This is a genomic window from Bacteroides sedimenti, assembly GCF_040365225.1.
Classification (GTDB): Bacteria; Bacteroidota; Bacteroidia; order Bacteroidales; family Bacteroidaceae; genus Bacteroides; species Bacteroides sedimenti.
The window spans coordinates 902,836-924,939 of sequence record NZ_AP028055.1 but is presented as its reverse complement, the minus strand read 5'-3'; the positions used below and the strand labels follow the sequence as shown (position 1 = coordinate 924,939).

The 22,104-nt window shown below is 38.2% G+C and carries 15 protein-coding genes and 1 tRNA gene; 13 read left to right on the top strand and 3 right to left on the bottom strand.

Translation table 11 applies throughout. The annotated features are described in order from the left end of the window. Positions 1 to 78: 78 nt before the first annotated feature. The 8 genes from ABWU87_RS03650 (at position 79) to ABWU87_RS03615 (ending at position 12,940) form a co-directional block, all read left to right on the top strand. Positions 79 to 1,743, top strand: coding sequence for an AMP-binding protein (locus tag ABWU87_RS03650; RefSeq protein ID WP_353333377.1), 1,665 nt, complete (start codon positions 79 to 81; stop codon positions 1,741 to 1,743). 237 nt (positions 1,744 to 1,980) lie between these two features. Beyond that, on the top strand, positions 1,981 to 5,301 hold the full coding sequence (locus tag ABWU87_RS03645; protein ID WP_353333375.1) for a UvrD-helicase domain-containing protein: 3,321 nt from the start codon (positions 1,981 to 1,983) through the stop codon (positions 5,299 to 5,301). Between the two features lie 20 nt (positions 5,302 to 5,321). Further along, positions 5,322 to 8,192: a PD-(D/E)XK nuclease family protein gene (locus ABWU87_RS03640; RefSeq protein ID WP_353333373.1), complete on the top strand. Its 2,871-nt coding sequence runs from the start codon at positions 5,322 to 5,324 to the stop codon at positions 8,190 to 8,192. A 137-nt stretch (positions 8,193 to 8,329) separates the two neighbouring features. After that, positions 8,330 to 9,061 carry a hypothetical protein gene (locus ABWU87_RS03635; protein ID WP_353333371.1) on the top strand — a complete coding sequence of 244 codons (732 nt, stop codon included), beginning with the start codon at positions 8,330 to 8,332 and terminating at the stop codon, positions 9,059 to 9,061. 601 nt (positions 9,062 to 9,662) lie between these two features. Further along, positions 9,663 to 9,736: transfer RNA gene (locus ABWU87_RS03630), tRNA-Arg, on the top strand. A gap of 510 nt (positions 9,737 to 10,246) precedes the next feature. After that, a complete protein-coding gene (locus tag ABWU87_RS03625) occupies positions 10,247 to 10,468 on the top strand; it encodes a hypothetical protein (RefSeq protein WP_353333370.1) in 222 nt (73 codons plus the stop codon). Between the two features lie 301 nt (positions 10,469 to 10,769). Then, positions 10,770 to 11,792, top strand: coding sequence for a DUF3871 family protein (locus tag ABWU87_RS03620; protein ID WP_353333368.1), 1,023 nt, complete (start codon positions 10,770 to 10,772; stop codon positions 11,790 to 11,792). Positions 11,793 to 11,935: 143 nt separating this feature from the next. Continuing rightward, positions 11,936 to 12,940, top strand: coding sequence for a hypothetical protein (locus tag ABWU87_RS03615; protein ID WP_353333366.1), 1,005 nt, complete (start codon positions 11,936 to 11,938; stop codon positions 12,938 to 12,940). On the opposite strand, the gene ABWU87_RS03610 is transcribed toward ABWU87_RS03615, so the two are convergent. Continuing rightward, entirely contained in the window at positions 12,928 to 14,238 is a 1,311-nt protein-coding gene (locus ABWU87_RS03610; RefSeq protein WP_353333364.1) for an anaerobic C4-dicarboxylate transporter, read from the bottom strand. The genes ABWU87_RS03615 and ABWU87_RS03610 overlap by 13 nt on opposite strands. Positions 14,239 to 14,437: 199 nt before the next feature. Here ABWU87_RS03610 and ABWU87_RS03605 point away from each other — a divergent pair, with 199 nt between their 5' ends. From ABWU87_RS03605 to ABWU87_RS03595, 3 genes are read left to right on the top strand one after another with little or no spacing between them, the layout of a single operon-like run. Continuing rightward, complete coding sequence (locus ABWU87_RS03605; RefSeq protein WP_353333362.1) at positions 14,438 to 14,887, top strand: hypothetical protein; 450 nt, start codon at positions 14,438 to 14,440, stop codon at positions 14,885 to 14,887. 27 nt (positions 14,888 to 14,914) lie between these two features. Further along, entirely contained in the window at positions 14,915 to 15,358 is a 444-nt protein-coding gene (locus ABWU87_RS03600; RefSeq protein WP_353333360.1) for a hypothetical protein, read from the top strand. Between the two features lie 56 nt (positions 15,359 to 15,414). Further along, on the top strand, positions 15,415 to 15,996 hold the full coding sequence (locus tag ABWU87_RS03595) for a hypothetical protein (RefSeq protein ID WP_353333358.1): 582 nt from the start codon (positions 15,415 to 15,417) through the stop codon (positions 15,994 to 15,996). Between the two features lie 37 nt (positions 15,997 to 16,033). Here ABWU87_RS03595 and ABWU87_RS03590 read toward each other — a convergent pair whose 3' ends face one another. After that, a complete protein-coding gene (locus ABWU87_RS03590) occupies positions 16,034 to 16,924 on the bottom strand; it encodes a cation diffusion facilitator family transporter (protein WP_353333356.1) in 891 nt (296 codons plus the stop codon). 356 nt (positions 16,925 to 17,280) lie between these two features. Here ABWU87_RS03590 and ABWU87_RS03585 point away from each other — a divergent pair, with 356 nt between their 5' ends. Then, on the top strand, positions 17,281 to 19,689 hold the full coding sequence (locus ABWU87_RS03585) for a transglycosylase domain-containing protein (RefSeq protein ID WP_353333354.1): 2,409 nt from the start codon (positions 17,281 to 17,283) through the stop codon (positions 19,687 to 19,689). Between the two features lie 174 nt (positions 19,690 to 19,863). Here ABWU87_RS03585 and ABWU87_RS03580 read toward each other — a convergent pair whose 3' ends face one another. Continuing rightward, positions 19,864 to 20,064: a hypothetical protein gene (locus tag ABWU87_RS03580; RefSeq protein ID WP_353333352.1), complete on the bottom strand. Its 201-nt coding sequence runs from the start codon at positions 20,062 to 20,064 to the stop codon at positions 19,864 to 19,866. A 971-nt stretch (positions 20,065 to 21,035) separates the two neighbouring features. Here ABWU87_RS03580 and gmd point away from each other — a divergent pair. Further along, positions 21,036 to 22,103 (top strand): GDP-mannose 4,6-dehydratase, encoded by a 1,068-nt coding sequence (gene gmd, locus ABWU87_RS03575; protein ID WP_353333350.1) that lies wholly within the window; start codon positions 21,036 to 21,038, stop codon positions 22,101 to 22,103. Position 22,104 lies beyond the last annotated feature (1 nt).

Sequence of the window (22,104 nt, the reverse complement as noted above, 5' to 3'; positions counted from 1 at the left end):
AAATCTTATTCTTTTATTTCTATATAATAGCTCCGCTTCTTATTTTTGCACAAAAACTAAACAATTGTGCAATTTATAATGAAACATCAAAACTGCTTTATAGATTATATAGAACAAAGCATCATCAATAACTGGGACTTAAATGCCCTGACAGACTACAAAGGAGCAACACTTCAATACAAAGACGTAGCAAGAAAAATAGCTAAGACTCATTTATTGTTCGAGGAATGTGGCATAAAAAAGGGCGATAAGGTTGCCATTTGCGGAAGAAACAGCTCATTCTGGGCAGTAGCATTTCTGGCAACTGTAACCTACGGGGCTGTTGCCGTACCGGTTCTTCACGAGTTCAAGGCCGACAATATCCATAATATTGTGAATCATTCTGAAGCCCGCATTCTTTTCGTGGGAGACCAAGCTTGGGAAAATCTGAACGAAGAGCTTATGCCTAACCTTGAGGGTATCTTTCTGTTGAACACATACGACCTTTTGCATTCGCGTTCAGAGAAACTTACCTATGCACGCGAAAACCTGAATGCTCTTTATGGGAAGAAATATCCAAAGAATTTCCGAAAGGAACATATCTGTTATCATAAGAATCATGAAGAAGAGCTCGCACTGATAAATTATACATCAGGAACAACCGGATTCTCTAAAGGAGTAATGCTGCCCTATCGCAGTCTCACATCAAACGTGGAATATTGTTACGAAAAGCATCCTATTAATCCGGGAGAAAAGATTGTTGCTACACTGCCAATGGGACATGTTTATGGTATGACCTATGATTTCCTTTACGGAATCACTGTAGGAGCGCAGGTTTATTTCCTCACCCGCATGCCTTCGCCTAAAATCATCTTACAGGCTTATGCAGACGTTCAGCCAAAGTTAATAGCCTGTGTGCCGCTGATTGTGGATAAAATTATCAGAAAAACAATTCTGCCTAAACTGGATAACAAGTTGAGCAAATTCCTGCTTCATGTTCCTATTGTAAGCGATAAACTGAAAGCATCTATCCTGGAAGAGACAAAGAAAACCTTTGGAGGCAACTTCAGCGAGCTCATTATCGGAGGGGCTTCACTGAACGCAGCAATTGAAGATTTCATGAAATCAATTAATTTTCCGTACACCGTTGGTTATGGAATGACCGAATGTGGTCCGATTATCACATCCGATTACTGGAAAGACCTTAAGAAATACTCTTGCGGACGTGCGGCATCACGTATGGAAGTAAAAATTGCATCGAAAGATCCGGAAAACATTCCGGGAGAACTTCTTTGCAAAGGTACAAACCTGATGCTGGGCTATTACAAAAACGAAGAGGCAACCAAAGAGGTGATTGATGCCGATGGATGGTTCCACACCGGCGATATGGCAATTATGGACAAAGATGGTTATGTAACACTGAAAGGACGTTGCAAGAATCTGCTTATGAATGCATCCGGACAGAATATCTATCCCGAAGAGATTGAATCGGTACTCAACAATATGCCATTTGTTGCAGAATCACTCATTGTTATGCAAAACAGCAAGCTAGTAGCACTTATCTATCCCGATTATGACGATGCATTTGCAAACGGATTAAGTGAAGAGGATATTGAAAAGGCGATGGAGGCAAATAGAGCTTCCCTGAACCAACAATTACCTGCTTACGAGCAAATTACCAAGATTAAGATCTACCAGGAAGAATTTGAAAAAACAGCTAAAAAGAGCATCAAACGCTTTATGTATCAGGGAGAGGAGTGCTAAACAAAAGATATTGATATGATAAAAAACTAAACTAGACTTAACAATCGGGATAACAACAAATCCTCTGATTTCAAAACAATTGGAGGAAACAAATAACCTAAGAAGCAGACAACCGAACGGGATTTTGTCTACGCCTTAGGTTATTTTTTATCTCCCTCGTACAACTTACTTTTCTGGCTGAATTCTTTGTTGAATCAGATTCTAAATAGTAGCTTTGCAATAATAAAAACATTTACAATGAGTGTTTCACCCGAACTATTAGTATACAAAGCTTCCGCAGGGTCAGGAAAAACTTTTACCCTGGCTGTGGAATATATCAAACTGTTGATTCAAAACCCACGTGCTTATCAGCAAATACTGGCTGTAACCTTCACCAACAAAGCAACTGCCGAGATGAAGGAACGAATTCTGAGTCAGCTTTACGGAATTTGGAACGGAGACAAAGACTCGGTCGCCTATCTGGAAAAGGTATGCACTGAGCTAAACCTACCGGAAACCGAGGTGCGCAATGCAGCCGGCACGGCACTAAACTACATGATTCACGACTACAGTCGTTTTCGGGTGGAGACCATTGACTCCTTCTTCCAGTCGGTGATGCGCAATCTGGCGCGGGAACTGGAACTGAGTCCGAACCTGAACATTGAGCTCAACAACGCAGACGTGCTTAGTGATGCAGTGGATTCAATGATTGAGAAATTGAAACCAACGTCGGAAGTGCTGGCATGGCTGCTGGATTACATAGACGAGCGGATTAAGGATGACAAACGATGGAATGTTTCGGGTGAGGTAAAAAACTTTGGCCGGAACATATTCGATGAAGGCTATATTGAAAAAGGTTACGGATTGCGACAAAAGCTGAAAGACCCACACTATATATCGAATTATAAAAAGAAACTTCAGGCTATCCAAACGGAGGCACTGGACCAGATGATTGGGTTTTCGGAGCAGTTCTTCGGACTTCTTGAGGAACATGGACTGACTCCTGCCGACTTGAAGAACGGAACAAGGGGAATAAGTAGCTATTTCAATAAGATTCAAAACGGAAATCTTGGCAATGACGTGCGCAATACCACAGTGGAGAAGTGTCTGGAAAGTGCTGAAAACTGGGCAACCAAAACTTCGCCTTATAAAAGCACCATCATTTCACTGGCGGAAGAGGAACTGATTCCGATTCTTGAAACGGCAGAGGAGTTCCGAATGAAGAACAACAGGCTGGTTAACTCTTGTCGGTTGTCGCTACAGCACGTAAACAAAGTGCGATTGCTGACAAACATTGATGATGAGGTGCGCATACTGAACAAGGAATGTAACCGCTTTCTATTGTCGGATACAAATGCTCTGTTGCACAGGTTGGTACAAGATGGAGATTCATCCTTCGTTTTTGAGAAAATCGGGGCCAACATCCGCAATGTGATGATTGATGAGTTTCAGGATACATCGCGAATGCAGTGGGACAACTTTAAATTGCTGCTGCTTGAGGGGTTGTCGCAAGGTGCCGATAGTCTCATCGTGGGCGACGTTAAGCAATCTATCTACCGTTGGCGCAATGGCGACTGGGGAATTTTGAATAGTCTGCGGGATAAGATGGAGAACTTTCCGGTCCGCGTAAAAACGCTGACCACCAACCGCCGAAGCGAAGCAAATATCATCGGGTTCAACAACCGTCTGTTTACCGCGGCTTGCGAATACCTGTGCGGAATATACAAAGAAGAACTGGGAGATGAATGCGACAGCCTGAAAGATGCCTATTGGGACGTAAAACAAGAATCACCCAAAAAAGAAGATAAAGGATATGTAAAAGCCACGTTCCTGGAAGGAGATGACAAAGATGTCCCTACCGAAGATAAGAAAGATTATGTGCAATATACACTTGAAGCCCTGGCAGAAGAGGTGGACAACCTGATTGAACAAGGGGTAAAACTGAACGACATAACCATCCTTGTGCGTAAGAATAAGGTAATTCCGCAAATTGCCAAGTTCTTTGACGAGAACCTTTCCTATCGAATTGTCTCAGACGAGGCTTTCCGATTGGACGCATCTCTTGCAATCTGCATGATTATGGACGGATTGCGTTATCTTTCAAACCCCGAAAACTCGATTGCCAAAGCTCAGCTTGCGGCAGCCTACCAAAACGAAGTGCTGTTTCAGGGAAATAAGGCAACTGCTCAGGAACAGGGTGCATCAAACAAAAACATATCAGAACAAAAAGTACCACAGGAGGGCATGCTGTTTCACGAAAGTGAAATGAGGCAACAAGGGGTAGATTTGAATACATTGCTACTTGGAGAGGTAGACAGCTATCTCCCACAGGAGTTTGTTGAACGGGCAGATACCCTTCCGCTGATGCCTCTCTACGAGCTGATAGAGGAACTCTTCCGCATCTTCCAATTGGAGAAGATAGAAAATCAGGATGCATACCTATTCTCTTTCTTCGATGCGGTTGTGGAATACCTGCAAAACAACACCTCCGACCCCGACTCGTTTATTGAGTTCTGGGAAGAGCGTCTTTGTGCAAAAACCATCCCTTCGGGAGAGATAGATGGAATAAGGATTATGTCCATCCATAAATCGAAAGGGCTGGAGTTTCATACCGTTTTGCTTCCTTTCTGTGACTGGAAACTGGAGAATGAAACGAACAACCAGCTGGTGTGGTGCGCTCCGGTTATCCCGCCATTCAACGAGCTTGACATCGTTCCGGTCAACTACTCATCGGCCATGGCGGAATCTATCTACAAGCAGGATTATGAAAACGAGCGCCTCCAACTGTGGGTGGACAATCTAAACCTGCTCTATGTGGCTTTTACCCGCGCGGAAAAGAACCTGATTGTATGGGGTAAAAAAGCGCAAAAGAACACTGTCTCGGAACTGCTTTACAATTCCCTTCTAACGGTTGCAAAAGAAAATTCCATGGAATGGGATGAGGACGACTCTTATGAATTTGGCACCCTTTGTCCGTCTGAAGCCAAGGAATCAAAAGCCACGACCAACAAACTGGTTATGCCCCTCAAAAGGCTGGCGGTGGAGATTGAGTCGCACCGGCATGATATCGAATTCCGTCAGTCGAACCGTTCGGCCGACTTCATAAAAGGGGACGATACGGGCGAAGGGGAAAATAAATACATCGATCAGGGGCAATTGCTTCACACCCTTTTCTCTGCAATTGAAACGCCCAACGATATAGAGGGCGCTGTCGAAAGGCTTCTTTTCGAAGGGGTGATACCCGACCGGAAGAGTGCAATGCAGATTCAGAATCTGGCGGAAAAAGCGCTCTCCCACCCAATGGTTCAGGAATGGTATTCGGGTTCGTACCGCCTCTTTAACGAATGTGCCATTATTTACAGGAAGAACGACACGCTGGAAGTGCGACGCCCGGACAGGGTAATGATGAGTGATGATGAGGTGATAGTAGTTGATTTTAAATTTGGTAAGAAGAAACGGGAATATAACGAACAGGTGCAGGGGTACATTTCACTGCTGAACCAGATGGGTTATAAAAACATTACCGGCTATCTGTGGTATGTATACAACAATGAGCTGGAAAAAATTGAAGTAGTATAGAGCAAATAAAGAATTATATAATGGAAACGTTCTTAAGTATCGTCGCAAAAGATATATATAAAAGGCATGGGGCCGATCTTTCCCGCGTGGCAGTCATTTTCCCCAATAAACGGGCGGGATTGTTCTTCAACGAACATCTGGCACAGGAGGCAGGACGCCCAATCTGGTCGCCGGCTTACCTCAGCATCAGCGAACTGTTCCAGCAACTGGCGGCTCAAAATGCTCAAAAGCCTTTAAAACTAGGAGATTCCATCAAACTAGTTTGCGAACTTTACAAGATATTCAGGGAGGAAACAAAAAGCGAGGAGTCGCTTGACGACTTCTTCTTTTGGGGCGAACTGCTTATCGGCGACTTTGACGATGCGGACAAGAACCTGGTAAATACCGAGAAGCTTTTCAGCAATCTGCAGGACTTGAAGAAGATGATGGATGGCTTTGATTTTCTCAGTGAAGAGCAGGAGGCGGCCATTCAGCAGTTTTTCCAGAACTTTTCCATCGAAAAGCGCACTGCACTGAAAGAGAAATTCATCTCCCTATGGGATGTGCTGGGTAATATCTACTGCCGTTTCAAAGAGAGACTGGCCAATCAGAATATTGCCTACGAAGGGATGCTCTACCGCTCGGTTATTGAACAACTGGATGCTTCCCAAATGAAATACGACACCTATGTGTTTGTAGGTTTCAATGTGCTGAATAAAGTGGAGACACGTTTTTTCCAATTGCTTCGCGATGCCGGGAAAGCGCTTTTCTATTGGGATTACGACCAGTTTTACACCGAAGCGAAGAATCATGAGGCAGGAGAGTTTATCCGTCGCAACCTGAAAGAGTTCCCCTCTGCATTGAGCGGAGTTGCTTGCAATAAGCTGATTCAGCCAAAGAAGGTCCGGTTTGTGGCCTCGTCAACCGAAAACGGACAAGCACGCTTCCTTCCGGAGTGGATTCGCAACAATGTAACCGGGAAAGAATCAGAAAGTGCGGTTGTGCTATGCAACGAGGCGCTCCTGCTGCCCGTACTCCACTCTATCCCCGACAGCGTGAAACATGTGAACATTACCATGGGATTTCCCCTAGCGCAGACACCTATACACAGTTTTATCACTGCATTGCTGGAGCTGCAGACCGAAGGTTTCCGTCCCGATACAGGTAGATATACTTACGCAGCGGTGCAGGCGGTATTAAAACACCCCTATACCCGCCAACTATCGCCCGAAGCTGACAAGCTGGAAACGGAGCTTACGGAAAAGAACCGTTTCTATCCATTCCCTTCCGAGCTAAAACGTGACAGCATTCTTACGCTGCTTTTCACTCCGCAAATAGGGAACCTTGATTTGTGCCGGTATCTGACCGACGTTCTGAAAGAGGTCGCCGGAATATATCACCGCGAAAAAAAGAGTGATGATGTGTTCAATCAGCTTTACCGCGAATCGCTGTTCAAGGCTTTCACACTGATTAACCGCCTCGGGAGTTTGCTAGAGAGCGACGACCTTACTGTTCAGACAGAGACCTTCAAGCGTTTGCTGAACAAGGTCTTATCTGCCTCAAACATCCCATTCCATGGCGAACCGGCTATTGGGATGCAGGTTATGGGAGTGCTGGAGACCCGCAACCTTGACTTTAAGAACCTAGTGATGATGTCGCTCAACGAAGGGCAGCTGCCCAAAGGAAGCGGCGACTCTTCGTTTATTCCCTACAACCTCCGTAAAGCATTCGGGATGACCACAATCGAACATAAGAATGCCGTTTATGCTTACTATTTTTATCGGTTGATACAACGAGCTGAGAACATAACCTTGATGTACAACACCTCGGCCGATGGATTAAATCGAGGTGAATGGTCGCGTTTTATGCTCCAATTCCTGATTGAATGGCCACATGAAATTATTCGTGAATGTCTTGAAGCAGGACAATCGCCACAGACATCTCAAAAAATCACCATTGAAAAGAGTCCCGAAGTGATGAAGCGCCTGCAAAACTTTTACGATACCCGTTGTAATAAGAAAGCCTGCTTTTCACCCTCGGCACTGAACACCTACCTGGATTGCCGGCTGAAATTCTATTTCAATTATGTGGCCAACCTGAAACCCAAACCCGGAGTCTCTTCAGAAATAGACTCAGCCATGTTCGGCACCATCTTTCACCGCTCTGCCGAGATGGTATATGAGGATTTGAGCAGCCATGGCAATGTGGTCAATAAAGAGCAACTGGAACAACTGCTTCGTAATGAAGTGAAACTGCAGGACTATGTAGATAGGGCATTCAAGGAGAAGTTCTTTCAAGTCTCAGAATCTGAAAAGCCGGAATATAACGGCATACAGTTGATTAACTCAAAAGTGATTGCTTCCTATCTCCGTCAGTTATTGCGCAACGACAAGGAGTACGCCCCCTTTACGTTGGTAGGAACAGAGCAAGAGGTAAGAGAGGAGATTACCATCACTACTGCCAAAGGAAACATCTACTCAAGAATCGGAGGCAACATAGACAGAATGGATAGTAAAGACGGTACCCTCCGTATAGTTGATTACAAAACTGGTGGAACACCTAAGGCTGCAGCAGATATTGCTTCCCTTTTCAACCCGGGGGAATCTCGTCCTAGTTATATATTCCAGACATTTCTTTATGCAGCAATTGTTACCCGTCAAAAAAAGCAGAAGGTGGCGCCTTCCTTGCTGTACATACATCAGGCAGCATCGGCAGACTACAAACCATACATAGAAATTGGACTACGAAACAATAAAGTATATGTAGAAGATTTTTCTCAGTATGAAGAGGAATTCAGAGAGTCATTATCTTTGCTTTTATCGGAAATCTTTGATCCTGAAGAACCTTTCAAACAAACTGATTTCGTAAGTAAGTGCGAATATTGCGACTTTAAAGCTTTTTGCAAGAGGTAAAAAAAAGCTTTTGCATCATACTAATTTTATGAATTTTATTTTATTTTTGCATGATTTCATAAGGTCTGGAACTATATCCAGCACCTAGAAGTCGTGCATTTACCCTAACCTAAGTAATAATTAAACTTAAAAGAAGTATGAAAACAATTAAGCTTTTTGTCTTATTGGTTGCAGCATTCGGATTATTTTTCACTTCCTGTCAGAAAGACTCAGACATTCCCACAAGCGGAGACTCCTCCTTAGGGATTCAGCTTCAGGCAATCAACAAAACCTTCTCATTTGTAGGAACAAAAGCGTTAACCGCCGGTACATTATCATGGGACACCTGCAGAATGTATGTTTCCAGAATTCACTTTGAAGCAATGCAAAAGTGTGGTGATTCTATTACTTACAAATTCTCAGCTGAATTTAAAATCAAAGGTCCAAAATTGGTTGATCTGTTCAATGTGGATGCAGTTTTAGGCGATTTACCTCTTCAACCAGGCAATTATAGTAAAATAGCTCTTCAGATTCAGTCAAATAAAAGAGACGCAGGTAAATCACCTGTTTTTTATCTATCTGGTAAATACACCAACGCATCGGGAGTTGTTTCTCCAATAGCTGTGGTTATTAACGAAGATATTAAATTTAACATGTCTGCCAAAGACCTAACTGGAAATGCAACTGTAGAATCTCTCGCAGCCTTGTTCCAGCTAGATTTATCCACTTTGATAAGCAAGAACATCACTGAAGCCGAACTCGATAATGCAGTTAAAGATGGTAAAATTGTTATTAGCAAAGAATCAAATATTGAACTTTACAAGAAAATCCTGAAGCGTGTTGATCAATTCAAATATATTCGATATAAAAGAGGAAACGATAAGCACTAACAAAAGAGTTAGGCTCCGATTACCGGATTCGAACTGATTTCAATATAAGAAAGTCCCTGCAAAGAATACGTTTGATTGCAGGGACTTTTTTTATGTTAAATGCATTCTCAATGTTCTTTTCGTAAACGACATTAAAGTAATACTATGGTGTAGATGTTAAATGGATGCACTATCAATGTTCTTTCTTAAAACCTCCCAATAAAGGTCTAAAAAACTGTCCGCATTGAGTGCATTCCAACCAATGCTCTTTCCATAGAACCGTTATTTCTATATGGGGTTTCTTATAAAACCGGTTTGTTCATTGGCTAAATTCATAAGCCTCATTTTCTCTTTAATGGCAATTCGACCCTATTCATTGCATTTTATTCGAAATATTTCCAGAAATATTATAGGTGAATTACATTTTACAGAAAATAAAATAGCCTTGAGCTAACTGTTTTATTGATAGATATTTTCAGCGTCAAAATGCAGTAGTGTCTTGCAAAAATGCAAGCAAACAAGGGCGGTTCAGCCTTTGGTAAAGAGAAAAAAGATGAAAAAAAGTCTGCGAATCCTTTTGAAGTTTCAGAAATTGTTGTACCTTTGCAGCGCAAATGAGGATGGTTCCGTAGCTCAGCTGGATAGAGCAACGCCCTTCTAAGGCGTGGGTCAAGCGTTCGAATCGCTTCGGAATCACAAAGAGGCAGTCATAACAGGCTGCTTTTTTTGTTTTATTACAACTAAGGCTAAATAAAATCCATTTCATGCAAGAACAAATAAAATAGGTCATTACTATTCCTAATCATAATTGCCTTACTAATGCACACCAATCTAAATTGTGTATGTTACTAACGATATACTAAGAAATCCCATTTTGAATAAATTCTAGTCATAATCCGGATACAAGATATTTTCTGAGGTTATTGTTGGAACAAATCAAACACAAAATATAATTGTTATCAAAATTGTCCTATGTGAAAGTGTCATCTGAGATGAAAGAGCTCCATTTACCTGGTACCTAACATTATTTTCAAATAAGATTAAGCAAAATATTAATACTTAATTTTTGTATGTTCTTTATGGCTAGTATGAACTTTTTAAGCACCAAAAATGTACAATAGAACCTTATTGAGGGCATAAATCCAATTAGTTTTGCATAATTATTTTCTAACGAAAATAACTTGAGATTACTAAAAAAGCAGAACTATGAAAAGAATAAGATTCATATTCAGGAACAACAATGATGAAAGGAAAGAATTCTTCCAGGATCAACTAATCCAGCATAGCAAATTAATAAGTGGTGAAATTACGTTAGAGGAGTTCAGGCAAGAAAAAAAGCTAACACGTGATAAAATTGTCAGGCTCAATAACGAGCTCAAAAAAATGAAAGAGGAACTTCGCGAGATTGAAGAAGCGTCTAAAAATTAAACTGTGAATATCCAAGAAAAGTCAATTGACACATCATCATTTAACTTTACCCATTCAAAAAGGATTTGATTTCCAGAATGAATTGATTTAAAGAATTCCAGTCTTAATTTACTGGATGATGAGCATGACCTAAACTAACTGCAAGCATTTTTCAATTATTGAAGTGTTTGCAGTTTTTCTTTTTTAGAAATAAGGCAAACTATATCCAACAATCTTCCCATATTTTTTGTTTAGAATAAACAAGTATTTATTTCCCCTTCAGTCCACTAAACAATTAATTAGGTTCTAAAATTTATTCATCATGGAAACATCACAGAGTCTGTCTGAAATGACAATAGCTAAAAACGGTAATAAACTCAGTGCAAATGTAAAAAATGAGCCTTCTCATCCAAACAATTCCGGTAATAGTAAATCAAATCATTTTATTGAAGCAAATTCAGAAGAAATCGACATTCTTAGCTTGGAAGACGATTGCATTGTTCCGGTATTTTCGAAAGATAATGAGTTGACAATTTCCCATCCTGTATTCATTGAGACTATCTGGGAAGCTGCAAATTCTTTTTTTCTTGGTGAGACCTTAGGACAGCCAAATATCAGAGTCTCCCACAGGATAAAAGGTCGGATTCCTTCAGCAATCCACAAACCAGTAAATAAACTCTTGGAATCAGACAAAACCATGTATTATGAAAGAATGGCATTCTACTTTGATATTCCTGATATAAACGAAACAATAAACGGGCAAAAGATACATCTCTCCATAGGTGGTGTCCGAGCTTACAATAATGAGAATCTGTACGGAAGAAAAGGAAAAGAAAAATTCAAGATTTTTATTGGATACCAGAATAGTAGTTGTTGCAATCTTTGTGTCACTACTGATGGATATCTGAACAAGCTTGAAGCTACAAACACGGCCGACTTATTTATTTCTGCTTTGGAACTGTTTCTCAGATATAATCCGGAAAAACAGATTAAACAGATGAAATCTTTAGTAGAATCTGAACTAACAGAAAGGCAATTTGCTCAGATTATTGGCAGAATGCAATTGTATCAGTATTTGTCTATAAAAGAACAAAAAGAATTGCCTCAAATGCTTTTTAAGGACACACAGATTAACTCTATTGTCAAGGCATATTGTAATGTCAAATATTCTGGTAATTCAAATAAGAAAACGAACATGTGGAATTTCTATAACTTACTTACAGAAGCAAATAGAAACTCCTATATAGATCTCTTTCTCGATAGAACACTGAATGCTACAGAGCTGGCAACAGGAATCAGCAAGGCTTTAAATGGAGATGGTGTTTATAGATGGTTTATTGAATAGTATTTCTGTTTCGACTTAATTATTGATAAGCCTGCTCGCATCCCAAAATGAAAATACTATCAAAAAAATGAATGAAGATTAAAATAATATGAAAACCTTTTGACTGGAACAATGTTATTTTATATAAATAACTAAAAACGAACATGAAACTAATTTTCAATATATTAAAATCAGTAGTCATTGCTGGTATTGTATTGGCTTATGGATGCACAGACCAAAAAGAACAAATGAACCAGATCAAAAGACAAATGAGCGAGAAGTACCACTTATATATGGATCAACATGTGGCATTTATAAGTGTATCTCTCGAAAAGGCTTTATTGCCTTTAGAAAATAGTACGGATACAAAACAAATTCTTTCATCTGATTTAATAAAAAAGATAATAAGTAATAAATCATTCAAGATTATTCCTTCTGCTATTTTTCAATACGAACTGGCATCTGTAGGCAACGAACTCGTTTCAATTAAACAGTACAACAAAATCAGAGAGCATACAATTCAGTTGATGAAAGACAGTCTGAACAATCAAATTAGATACATGAACAGAAATGTTGTCAATGCTCTGGTCGATACAATCATAAATTCCTTCTCTGACCTTTTCCCATTAAAGTATGCATATTCTTATTACAAAGAGCAGAAAGATTACGCTGGAACATTTTTATTATTCATGGAATCTGAAAATGAAAATTACTGCAACGATAAAAACCTTATTCCGGGAGATTGCAATTGGGGGTATATTTTTCTTGCAGCAAACGGCAATAGTCTGTTTAAGTTTGAATGTGTAGGTTCGGATAGCATTCAATACAATATCGGAACTTTTGAAGACAGAGCTGACACATTAGTTTGTTCATTCAAGAAGAGCTATACTTATCCAGAAAAATACGATCCAAATACCGATGTCAGCATTTCAAATCCAAATGAAGGAGATATTAGCAGTTCAGGTAGTTTCATCTTAAAATTGCAACCGTGCGAATGCATGCAATATCCCTTTGTTATTAAATACTCCAATGAGGAAGAACCTGGTATCAGCCGGTTACAGACCTATGTTGTAAAGGTCGCATCATTTAAAGAACAAGATGATTTTATCAAATCGATTAAGGCTATTAAAGTGGTATCTCAAATGATAAAAATCAATCAAAAGAATTGAATCAACAACAAACCTACCCCTACAGCTACCACCGTTGAAATAATTCCAGGCATCATAAAGGAGTGATTTAACACATACTTACCGATTCGAGTAGTTCCGGTACGGTCAAAATTAATAGCAGCAACTACTGTGGGATAGTTAGGAATAAAGAAATAACCATTCACTGCCGGGAATAGAGCAATAAGCATATATGGAGATATAGATAATGCAACTCCGAGAGGAACAAGTGCCCGGACAGTTGCTGCCTGACTATACAGTAAGATTGACATAACAAACAAAGCTATCCCAAAAAGCCAGGGCGTAGCAGTTACAATATCCTTAATAGATGCCGTGAGTTCTGTCATATTTCCATGTAAGAATGTATCTCCCATCCATGCTATACCAAATATAGCAATCACTGCCTGCATACCGGCAATGAATACAGAACCCTGAGTTGCCTTTATCCCATCTGATTTAGTCAATAATAAAATCAAAGCAGCAGCCGAAAGCATCAAGATTTCTATAATAGACGACATTCCCAGTTTAACAACCTCACCATCAACAACGAAAGCAGGCTTAAGACTCTCAAACGAGCCAAAAAGTACAATAAGAATAGTTGCAAACAAAAAGATAATTACCGATAATAAAGCTTTTCGGTTATTTGCAACATCATTAGTTTGAACTTTACGATCATCAAATTCACCCGCAGCAATTCTTTTTTTGTATTCAGGATCCTCCACCAGTTCTTTCCCCACGTATAATGAATAGAAAGATCCGACAAGCACTCCAACCAAAGTTGCAGGAATACTAATTTTTAAAATATCAATCAGAGATATATTGTATCCGGATAATAATCCAAGTAATGCAACCGTGGCCGCAGAAATAGGACTGGCTGTAATAGCTTGTTGTGATGCAATTACTGCAATACCCAATGGCCGTTCTGGTCTAATTTTAGTTTCGGTAGCAACCTCGGCAATCACTGGAAGAATAGAATAAGCAACATGTCCGGTACCTGCCAGGAACGTAAACAAATATGTTACAAGAGGACTTAACCAAACAACTTTCGACGGATTTTTCCGAAGAAGTTTCTCTGCAGCTTTTACCATGTAATCGAGTCCACCGGCAGCTTGCATACAGGATGCAGCCGAAATTACTGCTGCAATCATCAACATTACATCAATTGGAGGAGCAGTCGGTTGCAGTCCAAATGCAAATGTGAGAATAGCCAGTCCCACACCTCCCATCACTCCAAGGCCAATCCCTCCCAGTCTTGCTCCGATAAGAATGGCAACCAGCACAAATATTAATTGGTATATCATCTATTTTTTTCTTGATAATTATATAATTCATCCTTTGATGAGAATCTGTTTAAGAATCTCTAGATAGTAAATTCATGGAATGATAAAAACCATTTCACTCCGATTTATGTTTTAATTAGGCAAAGATAGTGCAAATCAACTCTAAATAAATCGATTTGGTATAAGAATATCAGATTTTATCCAATAATTAGATTGCCATATGAGAACACAATTATTTATTCTCTTGTTCATTTTTTCATCTAGTCTTTTTTCTCAGAGAAATGAGAGTCAGGTGGGTAAAGATGCTATTTATCAAGATAATTTAAGTCAAAATGTGGATGAATCTACTCAACAATTTATCGGGCAATCAACCGGGTTCCACATTAGAAAATCGGGGGAATTCCTTCAGAAATCGGCCAACTTCAGTTATTTTGCTCTTGGCTCTTTGGCGGCCAGTGCAATTTTATCTTCAATTGCTTCAAATAAGGACAATCAATACAATGGAAGTAACAATAATAACCAAGGAGATTTTTATTATGCAATAAGTGGTCTGTTCCTGGCTTCATCTGTAGTATGCACTATTATCTCAATCAATTATAAGATTAAAGCCGGAAAGCAATTAAAACTAACCATGAATGGAACTACAGGTTGTATTGTTTATACTTTCTGATCGTAATTACTTTATAAATATCATGCTATGAGAAAAATTATATTGGTAACTCTACTTCTGATTTCTGTAAAAGCATATACTCAAGAAACGAAGCAGGTAAACGGAGTAACAGAAAGAGGGTTTTCAAAAAAGGAATTAACAGACAGCATAAGCATAATGTTGACAGAGAATTCAAAAGAAATTCTGCACCGTTCGGGCGGATATTTGCAAAGATCTGGTTATTATGAGTATGGAGCTATTGGAACACTTGCAGCAAGTACCGCCTGTTTTTTTATTGGTTTCAATAATTTTAATATATTTGATGAAGAAAACACTCACTCTATTAATGCTGCATGCATGATTGCAGGAACTTTGTTGTTCGCCACTGCCGTTGTTTGTACAATTAAGTCTATTAAGTACAACAAAAAAGCAGGAAAAGAACTCAGACTATTTGTTAAAGATGGGAGTGGCACTGTTATGTTAATCTTTTAAATGATTATGCATTATTGGATACAATGTATTAAAACAACTATCTTATTAGAACACATATGAAACAGCTCTTTATTCTATTATTATTTATTATATTTTCTCAAAAGGCACTCGCACAAGAACAGCCCGATAGCGTTGTGATAAGCTTTTATAAATGGTATTTCAGCATGATTGAGCAAGGAACGATTGAAGAATATCAGCCAATCTTTGTGCCTGATACAACGGGGATGACCACACTTAATATGAATAAATATATAACAAACCTAAAGAGCTATCATTTTAGCGATAGTCTTATAAATAAAGAAATTGAATCATATCTGAAATGTATTGAGGAAGTGAGAAAGATACCTTTTGGACAATTGAATGAGAAGTTGCCAAATCTTGAAGATTATAGAAACATTGGTTGTGATTTTTTCAATATATACCGATGGACAATGTGCGTAGAGCCATTAAGCGGAATTGATATAATTGAGACCATAACAATTGATCCCAATAATGTAATTGTCAAAGGAAAATTTTACAGTTCAACCAGCCCGGTTTCGGACAAAAGTTACTGGAATAAATATCTTTACGCTGCTTTAATAAAAAAGAATAATATTTGGGAAATCAACCGAATTGAAATTAAAAACACAAATGATTAGTAACTGTTCTTTTGCTTGGAAAAAGCATTGATAAGTATCAGATATCTATCTGTTTTTCAGAATCAATATGCGTTTCATCTTCCGGTTCGGCATGAATATATACTTCACTTCTGTTAATGAGCATATTTATCTCCTTCTCTATCTTATCACATATATTGTGAACCTCTGTCAATGTCAGCCTTGAATCAAAATGTACATTCACTTTAATAAAAGTGTCGGCTCCAGCCGAGCGAACCTTGAGACCGTGAAAGGATTTTACTTCAGCTATTGAGTGAAGCTTTTCCTCTACCAAACGGATCTTTTCCTCTGGAGCCTTATCAAGCAAAACATCAATTGACTTCTTTCCCAACCTCAACGAGACCGAAACTACAAGTATTGCCACAAACAATGCAGCTACAGAATCGGCAAAATAAAACCCAAAATTGGCACAGATAAGTCCGAACAATACAACTGAAGAGCTCCAGATATCCGTAGAAAAATGCAATGCATCTGCTTCAAGCGCCTGGCTATTATGCTTCTTTGCTACTTTGTAGAGTACTTTCGAGCGCGAAATATCGACAACAATTGCAGTAATTACAACCACATAACTCCAAATATTTACTTTGATATGAGTATTCCCTGTTGCCAGACGATTGATTGCTTCATACACAATCCAGACACATGTAATTAGTAACAATACCGTCTCAATAAGGGCCGATAAATTCTCAATCTTGCCATGCCCATAGTTGTGTTCTTTATCTGCAGGCTTATCGGAGATACTGACTGAAAATAAAGTAATTACAGCTGCTATGAGGTCCAGTCCTGAATGCAATGCTTCAGAAAGAATCCCCAAACTACCAGTAAGGACACCGATAATCATCTTAAAGCCAGTCAGAAAAATTGCCGCTAGCACTGAGAGTAAGGCTACTTTCTTTTTCTCATTCTTCATCCTCTAACATTTTACAATTTGTAAATGCTAATCAATATAACGCAAATCTATATAAATAAGTTGAATATAAATTCCTTCTGATAGAAAAACAATTTAGATAATTCTACATCTGCATTATCAAACAGGCCGTAATGAAATCAAGTCAAAAATATTGCTAATTATTTAATATTCTGCCTTTTAATTACACCAATTAATATATCTATAATAAGAATTCTTAAATCAATCTCTTTTTTATAGTACCGAATCGCTTTTTACCAAACAAATTTAGTAATTTTGCGCTATCTTTTCAGGAGAATAAAAAGACAACTGCAACCTGTTGCATTAGTTGATAAATAATATAATTGAAACATACTTAAATGATTAACATTGATATCAGTAAATTGATTACAAACGGTAAATCCGCTTTCAATTTTTTAAAGTCTAAATGCAAAAACTGGTACAAAAAAGGCAAATCTTACTACCGTAATTCTCCTTGGTACAAAAAGATTGTACTTGTTTTTTGCTCAATTATTCTTTTATTCTCTCTCTACCTCTTTCTGGTAGATATCAACTTCCTTTGGTTATTTGGGAAATCTCCAAGCATGTCAAGCATTAACAACCCTAACCAAAGCGTGGCTTCAGAAATATACAGTGCGGATGGGAAGCTCATCAGCAAATATTTTAGAGAAAACAGAACTCCCGTAAAATACGAAGAAATCTCTCCAATCCTCATTAAAACACTGATTAGCACTGAAGATGAACGTTTCTATGAGCACTTTGGTGTTGATTTAGAAGGAGTCTTTGCCGCAATAAAGGATATGGCTCATGGAAATGCCCGAGGAGCAAGCACAATTACTCAGCAGCTTGTAAAAAATCTATTCAAGGTACGTTCACAATACTCCAGAGGATTACTGGGTAACATACCAGGATTAAAGCTTTTGATAATGAAATCAAAAGAGTGGATTACTGCAGTTAAAATTGAAATGTTTTATTCCAAGGAGGAGATTCTTACAATGTATCTCAATACCGTAGATTTTGGAAGTAATGCATATGGTATTAAAACCGCATGTAAGACTTACTTTAACACAAATCCTCAACATTTGACAATAGAACAGGCGGCTACATTGGTTGGTTTACTTAAAGCCACAACCACATACAACCCACGCATCAATCCAAAGAACAGTCTTAAAAGAAGAAATGTAGTATTGGAAAACTTATTGACTCACCATCTGATTTCTTCTAAAGAATGCGATTCTCTGAAACTGATCCCTATAAAATTGAACTACAGCGTTGAAACCAATTATGGAGGAGAGGCACTTTACTTTAGAGAAGCAGTTGCAGAATCTCTTAAAGAATGGTGTAAAGAGAATGATATAGACCTATATTCTGACGGTCTTAAAATATACACAACGCTCGATACCCGAATGCAGAAATATGCTGAAGAGGCGGTAGACAAACAGATGCGTATTGTCCAGAGAAATTTCGACAACCACTGGGGGAAAGAGAATCCCTGGCAAGATAAAAACCACAAAGAAATTGTAGGATTCATTGAAGACCTGGCTAAAAAAACATCTGCTTATAAGATCTTACAGCAGAAATTTCCTGATCAGCCCGATTCTATTAATTACTTCATGAACAAGCCTCACCGTCTTAAAGTTTTCGACTATAAAACCGGTGTTAAGGATACTACATTTAGTACAATGGACTCCATACGATACATGGAAAGGTTTATGCATACCGGTTTCGTAGCTATGGAACCTCAGTCAGGATTTGTAAGAGCATGGGTGGGAGATATTAATTTTGACTCATGGAAATATGATAAGGTGCTTTCAAAAAGACAACCAGGTTCTACATTTAAACTCTTTGATTATGCAACTGCTTTCAACAAAGGTATGTCACCATGTGATGAACGTGTAGACCAATATCTTGAATGGGAAGTAATGGAAAAAGGTGAACTGAAAAAATGGACTCCACGTAATGCCAACGGATTTTATTCTGGCCAAACATTGACGCTTAAAGCTGCTTTTGCCCGTTCAATCAATAGTATCGCAGTGCAGATTGCCAAAGAAGTGGGAATCGGAGAAATTATTAAAACAGCTCATGCAATGGGTATTAAAACACCATTGCATAATATTCCGTCCTTGTCATTAGGATCATCAGATGTATCTCTGTTGGAATTAGTCAATTCCTACTGTACTGTTGTCAATGATGGTATGACACATGATCCGGTGCTGGTTACACGTATTGAAGATCGCAACGGTAATGTTATATATAATTATGTGCCTGAACAGAAACAAGCAATTCCATATGAAACAGCTTTCCTGATGCAGCAAATGCTTCAAGGAGGATTAACAGAACCTATGGGAACTACGCAAGCTTTGTGGTCGTTCAATTTGTTTAAATCCAACACAGATTTTGGTGGTAAAACAGGAACTTCATCAAATCACTCGGATGCATGGTTTGTAGGAGTTACCCCTAACCTGGTAGGTGGCGCATGGGTTGGCGGTGAACACCGCAGTATCCACTTCCGAACAGGGAAGCTTGGAGAAGGAAGCAAGACAGCCTTGCCGATATTTGGATACTTTATGGAAAAGGTACTCGCCGATGCCAGCTTAACTAAGTACAGGGCAAAATTCCCGAAACCAAAACAACCGATTACAAGACCATATCAATGCCAGTCAGCATATCCGGTGGAAGAGAATGACTCTACTAATGTAAATGCAACAGATAGTATTGGAATTGAAGAAGGCGCTGATGATGGCACCAACATTGAACAAGAGTTTTAATAAACTATAATCTCATTAAAAAGATAGCACTGACCTATAATTATAGTATCAGTGCTATTTTTTTTAACCTTAAATCTCACACAATGAAAAAACCATTTATAGAACAAACGTTCTGAATGAAATGTTCACAACTAGCTTTAAAATGTTCTGTAAAAGAGGAATTGTCTAAAATTTCTAGTCCAGATTCTTCATGTTGTTCTCTTTGTTCTTAGTCTGAGAAATATTGTGTTGGAGAGAATCTTTTGCATAAACATATACAGTATCAGTAACCATGAAGGGCACATCTTTATTATAAAGTCCTTCGTAGTAACTTCCCAAGACAAATGATAAAGTAGCTATAAAAGCCGACAGCAATAAAACTTTAGAGGGTTTCATATCTATTAGTTTACTATCGAATGATTAAATTCATTCAATAGCTTTACAAAAAAACAAATTACAAAACAATAAGTTCGCTTGATTATATCTTATATTTTATAAAATGAGAAATAGTCTTCGAACCCAAAATAGATCTTCCGGAAAAGAGGCAAGCTATAATACTAAATTAGTAACTAATCAGTTGCTGTATTAGTAAATTCAACAATTTCGACACAAAAATAGAAATAATATTTATAACTATATAGCATTTTCCCATTAATTCAAAGAATAAAAAGAAATTAATTTATTTTAGTATATTTATTATTAGATATTTAAAAAGATATTAAAGCACATTGCATATATATACCAAATAGATTCTATTTTATTTTTTTATACATTACAAAACAATAAGCAATTACTAAATATAATATTATAAAGTAATTGTAGCAAGATTTATAAGGCATTTAATCTATTTCTTAATCAATAATCAAAAGCTACACTCGCTTATAAATAATTTGAAAGCAAGTAATATTTGCTAACCTAATTTATAAATCAACAAACTTTATACTGTATAAAAACTCATATACCACTCAAAAAACATTTTTTTGAGTGATAAAGAAGATGAAAAGAGCATGATTATATTTCAGCACAGTTAAGTATAGTCAGCTAAACACAATCAGGTAAAAGCCAGGAAGATATTAGATAAATACAGACATTAAAATATATAAATTCAAGTCGTTAAAAATAAGAATCTGACTGTAATTTAAGTTTCAATAATTAAAACCCGAATGTAAGTATAGACAATAAACAGCTATATAAAATCGTTATAATTGAGTATTATAACCATACTATGAAGAAAATAGCACATTGATCTGATCTTCTTTTTAAAGATAATTTCTTTCTCATAATAAATAAAGAACATATCTTTGTGAAATAAATAATATTATTGACATAATTAGAATATAAAAAACAATATCCAAATAGCATAAAAAATGAAAAAGGCATTAATTTCAGGGATAACCGGTCAGGACGGTTCGTTTTTAGCAGAATTCCTATTACAGAAAGGATACGAAGTGCACGGCATCCTTCGTCGATCATCCTCTTTCAATACCGGACGTATTGAACATCTCTACTTCGATGAGTGGGTGCGCGACATGAAACAACAACGTACCATTAATCTTCACTATGGAGATATGACCGATTCAAGTTCCCTGATTCGCATCATTCAGCAGGTACAGCCGGATGAGATATATAATCTTGCAGCACAAAGCCATGTAAAGGTGAGTTTTGATGTTCCGGAATATACAGCCGATTCAGATGCAATTGGAACTCTTCGTGTATTGGAGGCAGTACGCATTCTGGGATTAGAGAAGAAAACAAAAATTTATCAGGCCTCTACTTCTGAACTCTTTGGACTGGTACAGGAGGTTCCTCAAAAAGAAACAACTCCTTTCTATCCGCGAAGCCCATACGGTGTAGCCAAACAATATGGTTTCTGGATTACTAAAAACTACCGCGAATCTTATGGAATGTTTGCCGTAAACGGAATTTTATTTAATCACGAAAGTGAACGACGCGGTGAAACATTTGTTACAAGAAAGATCTCACTTGCCGTAGCAAGAATCAAGCATGGTGTGCAGGATAAGCTCTATATGGGAAATCTGGATTCGAAACGTGACTGGGGATATGCAAAAGATTATGTTGAATGTATGTGGATGATTCTGCAACATGAAACGCCTGAAGATTTTGTTATTGCCACCGGTGAAATGCATACTGTTCGCGAATTCTGTACATTGGCTTTCAAAGAAGCAGGAATTGATATTCGCTGGGAAGGAGAAGGCGTGGATGAAAAAGGTATTGATACAGCAACCGGACGTGTTTTGGTTGAAGTCGATCCAAAATACTTCCGCCCTGCTGAAGTTGATTTGCTGCTGGGTGATCCAACAAAAGCTAAAACTTTACTGGGATGGAACCCAACACAGACTCCTTTCCCGGAATTGGTAAGAATCATGGTTAAGCATGATCTTGAAAAGGTAAGAAAAATGATAGCAAATAGATAGA

Bases quoted from the DNA above. Each gene is read 5' to 3' on its own strand.
- ABWU87_RS03650 (WP_353333377.1), top strand. From the start codon at position 79: ATGAAACATCAAAACTGCTTTATAGATTATATAGAACAAAGCATCATC.
- ABWU87_RS03645 (WP_353333375.1), top strand. From the start codon at position 1,981: ATGAGTGTTTCACCCGAACTATTAGTATACAAAGCTTCCGCAGGGTCA.
- ABWU87_RS03640 (WP_353333373.1), top strand. From the start codon at position 5,322: ATGGAAACGTTCTTAAGTATCGTCGCAAAAGATATATATAAAAGGCAT.
- ABWU87_RS03635 (WP_353333371.1), top strand. From the start codon at position 8,330: ATGAAAACAATTAAGCTTTTTGTCTTATTGGTTGCAGCATTCGGATTA.
- ABWU87_RS03625 (WP_353333370.1), top strand. From the start codon at position 10,247: ATGAAAAGAATAAGATTCATATTCAGGAACAACAATGATGAAAGGAAA.
- ABWU87_RS03620 (WP_353333368.1), top strand. From the start codon at position 10,770: ATGGAAACATCACAGAGTCTGTCTGAAATGACAATAGCTAAAAACGGT.
- ABWU87_RS03615 (WP_353333366.1), top strand. From the start codon at position 11,936: ATGAAACTAATTTTCAATATATTAAAATCAGTAGTCATTGCTGGTATT.
- ABWU87_RS03610 (WP_353333364.1), bottom strand. From the start codon at position 14,238: ATGATATACCAATTAATATTTGTGCTGGTTGCCATTCTTATCGGAGCA.
- ABWU87_RS03605 (WP_353333362.1), top strand. From the start codon at position 14,438: ATGAGAACACAATTATTTATTCTCTTGTTCATTTTTTCATCTAGTCTT.
- ABWU87_RS03600 (WP_353333360.1), top strand. From the start codon at position 14,915: ATGAGAAAAATTATATTGGTAACTCTACTTCTGATTTCTGTAAAAGCA.
- ABWU87_RS03595 (WP_353333358.1), top strand. From the start codon at position 15,415: ATGAAACAGCTCTTTATTCTATTATTATTTATTATATTTTCTCAAAAG.
- ABWU87_RS03590 (WP_353333356.1), bottom strand. From the start codon at position 16,924: ATGAAGAATGAGAAAAAGAAAGTAGCCTTACTCTCAGTGCTAGCGGCA.
- ABWU87_RS03585 (WP_353333354.1), top strand. From the start codon at position 17,281: ATGATTAACATTGATATCAGTAAATTGATTACAAACGGTAAATCCGCT.
- ABWU87_RS03580 (WP_353333352.1), bottom strand. From the start codon at position 20,064: ATGAAACCCTCTAAAGTTTTATTGCTGTCGGCTTTTATAGCTACTTTA.
- gmd (WP_353333350.1), top strand. From the start codon at position 21,036: ATGAAAAAGGCATTAATTTCAGGGATAACCGGTCAGGACGGTTCGTTT.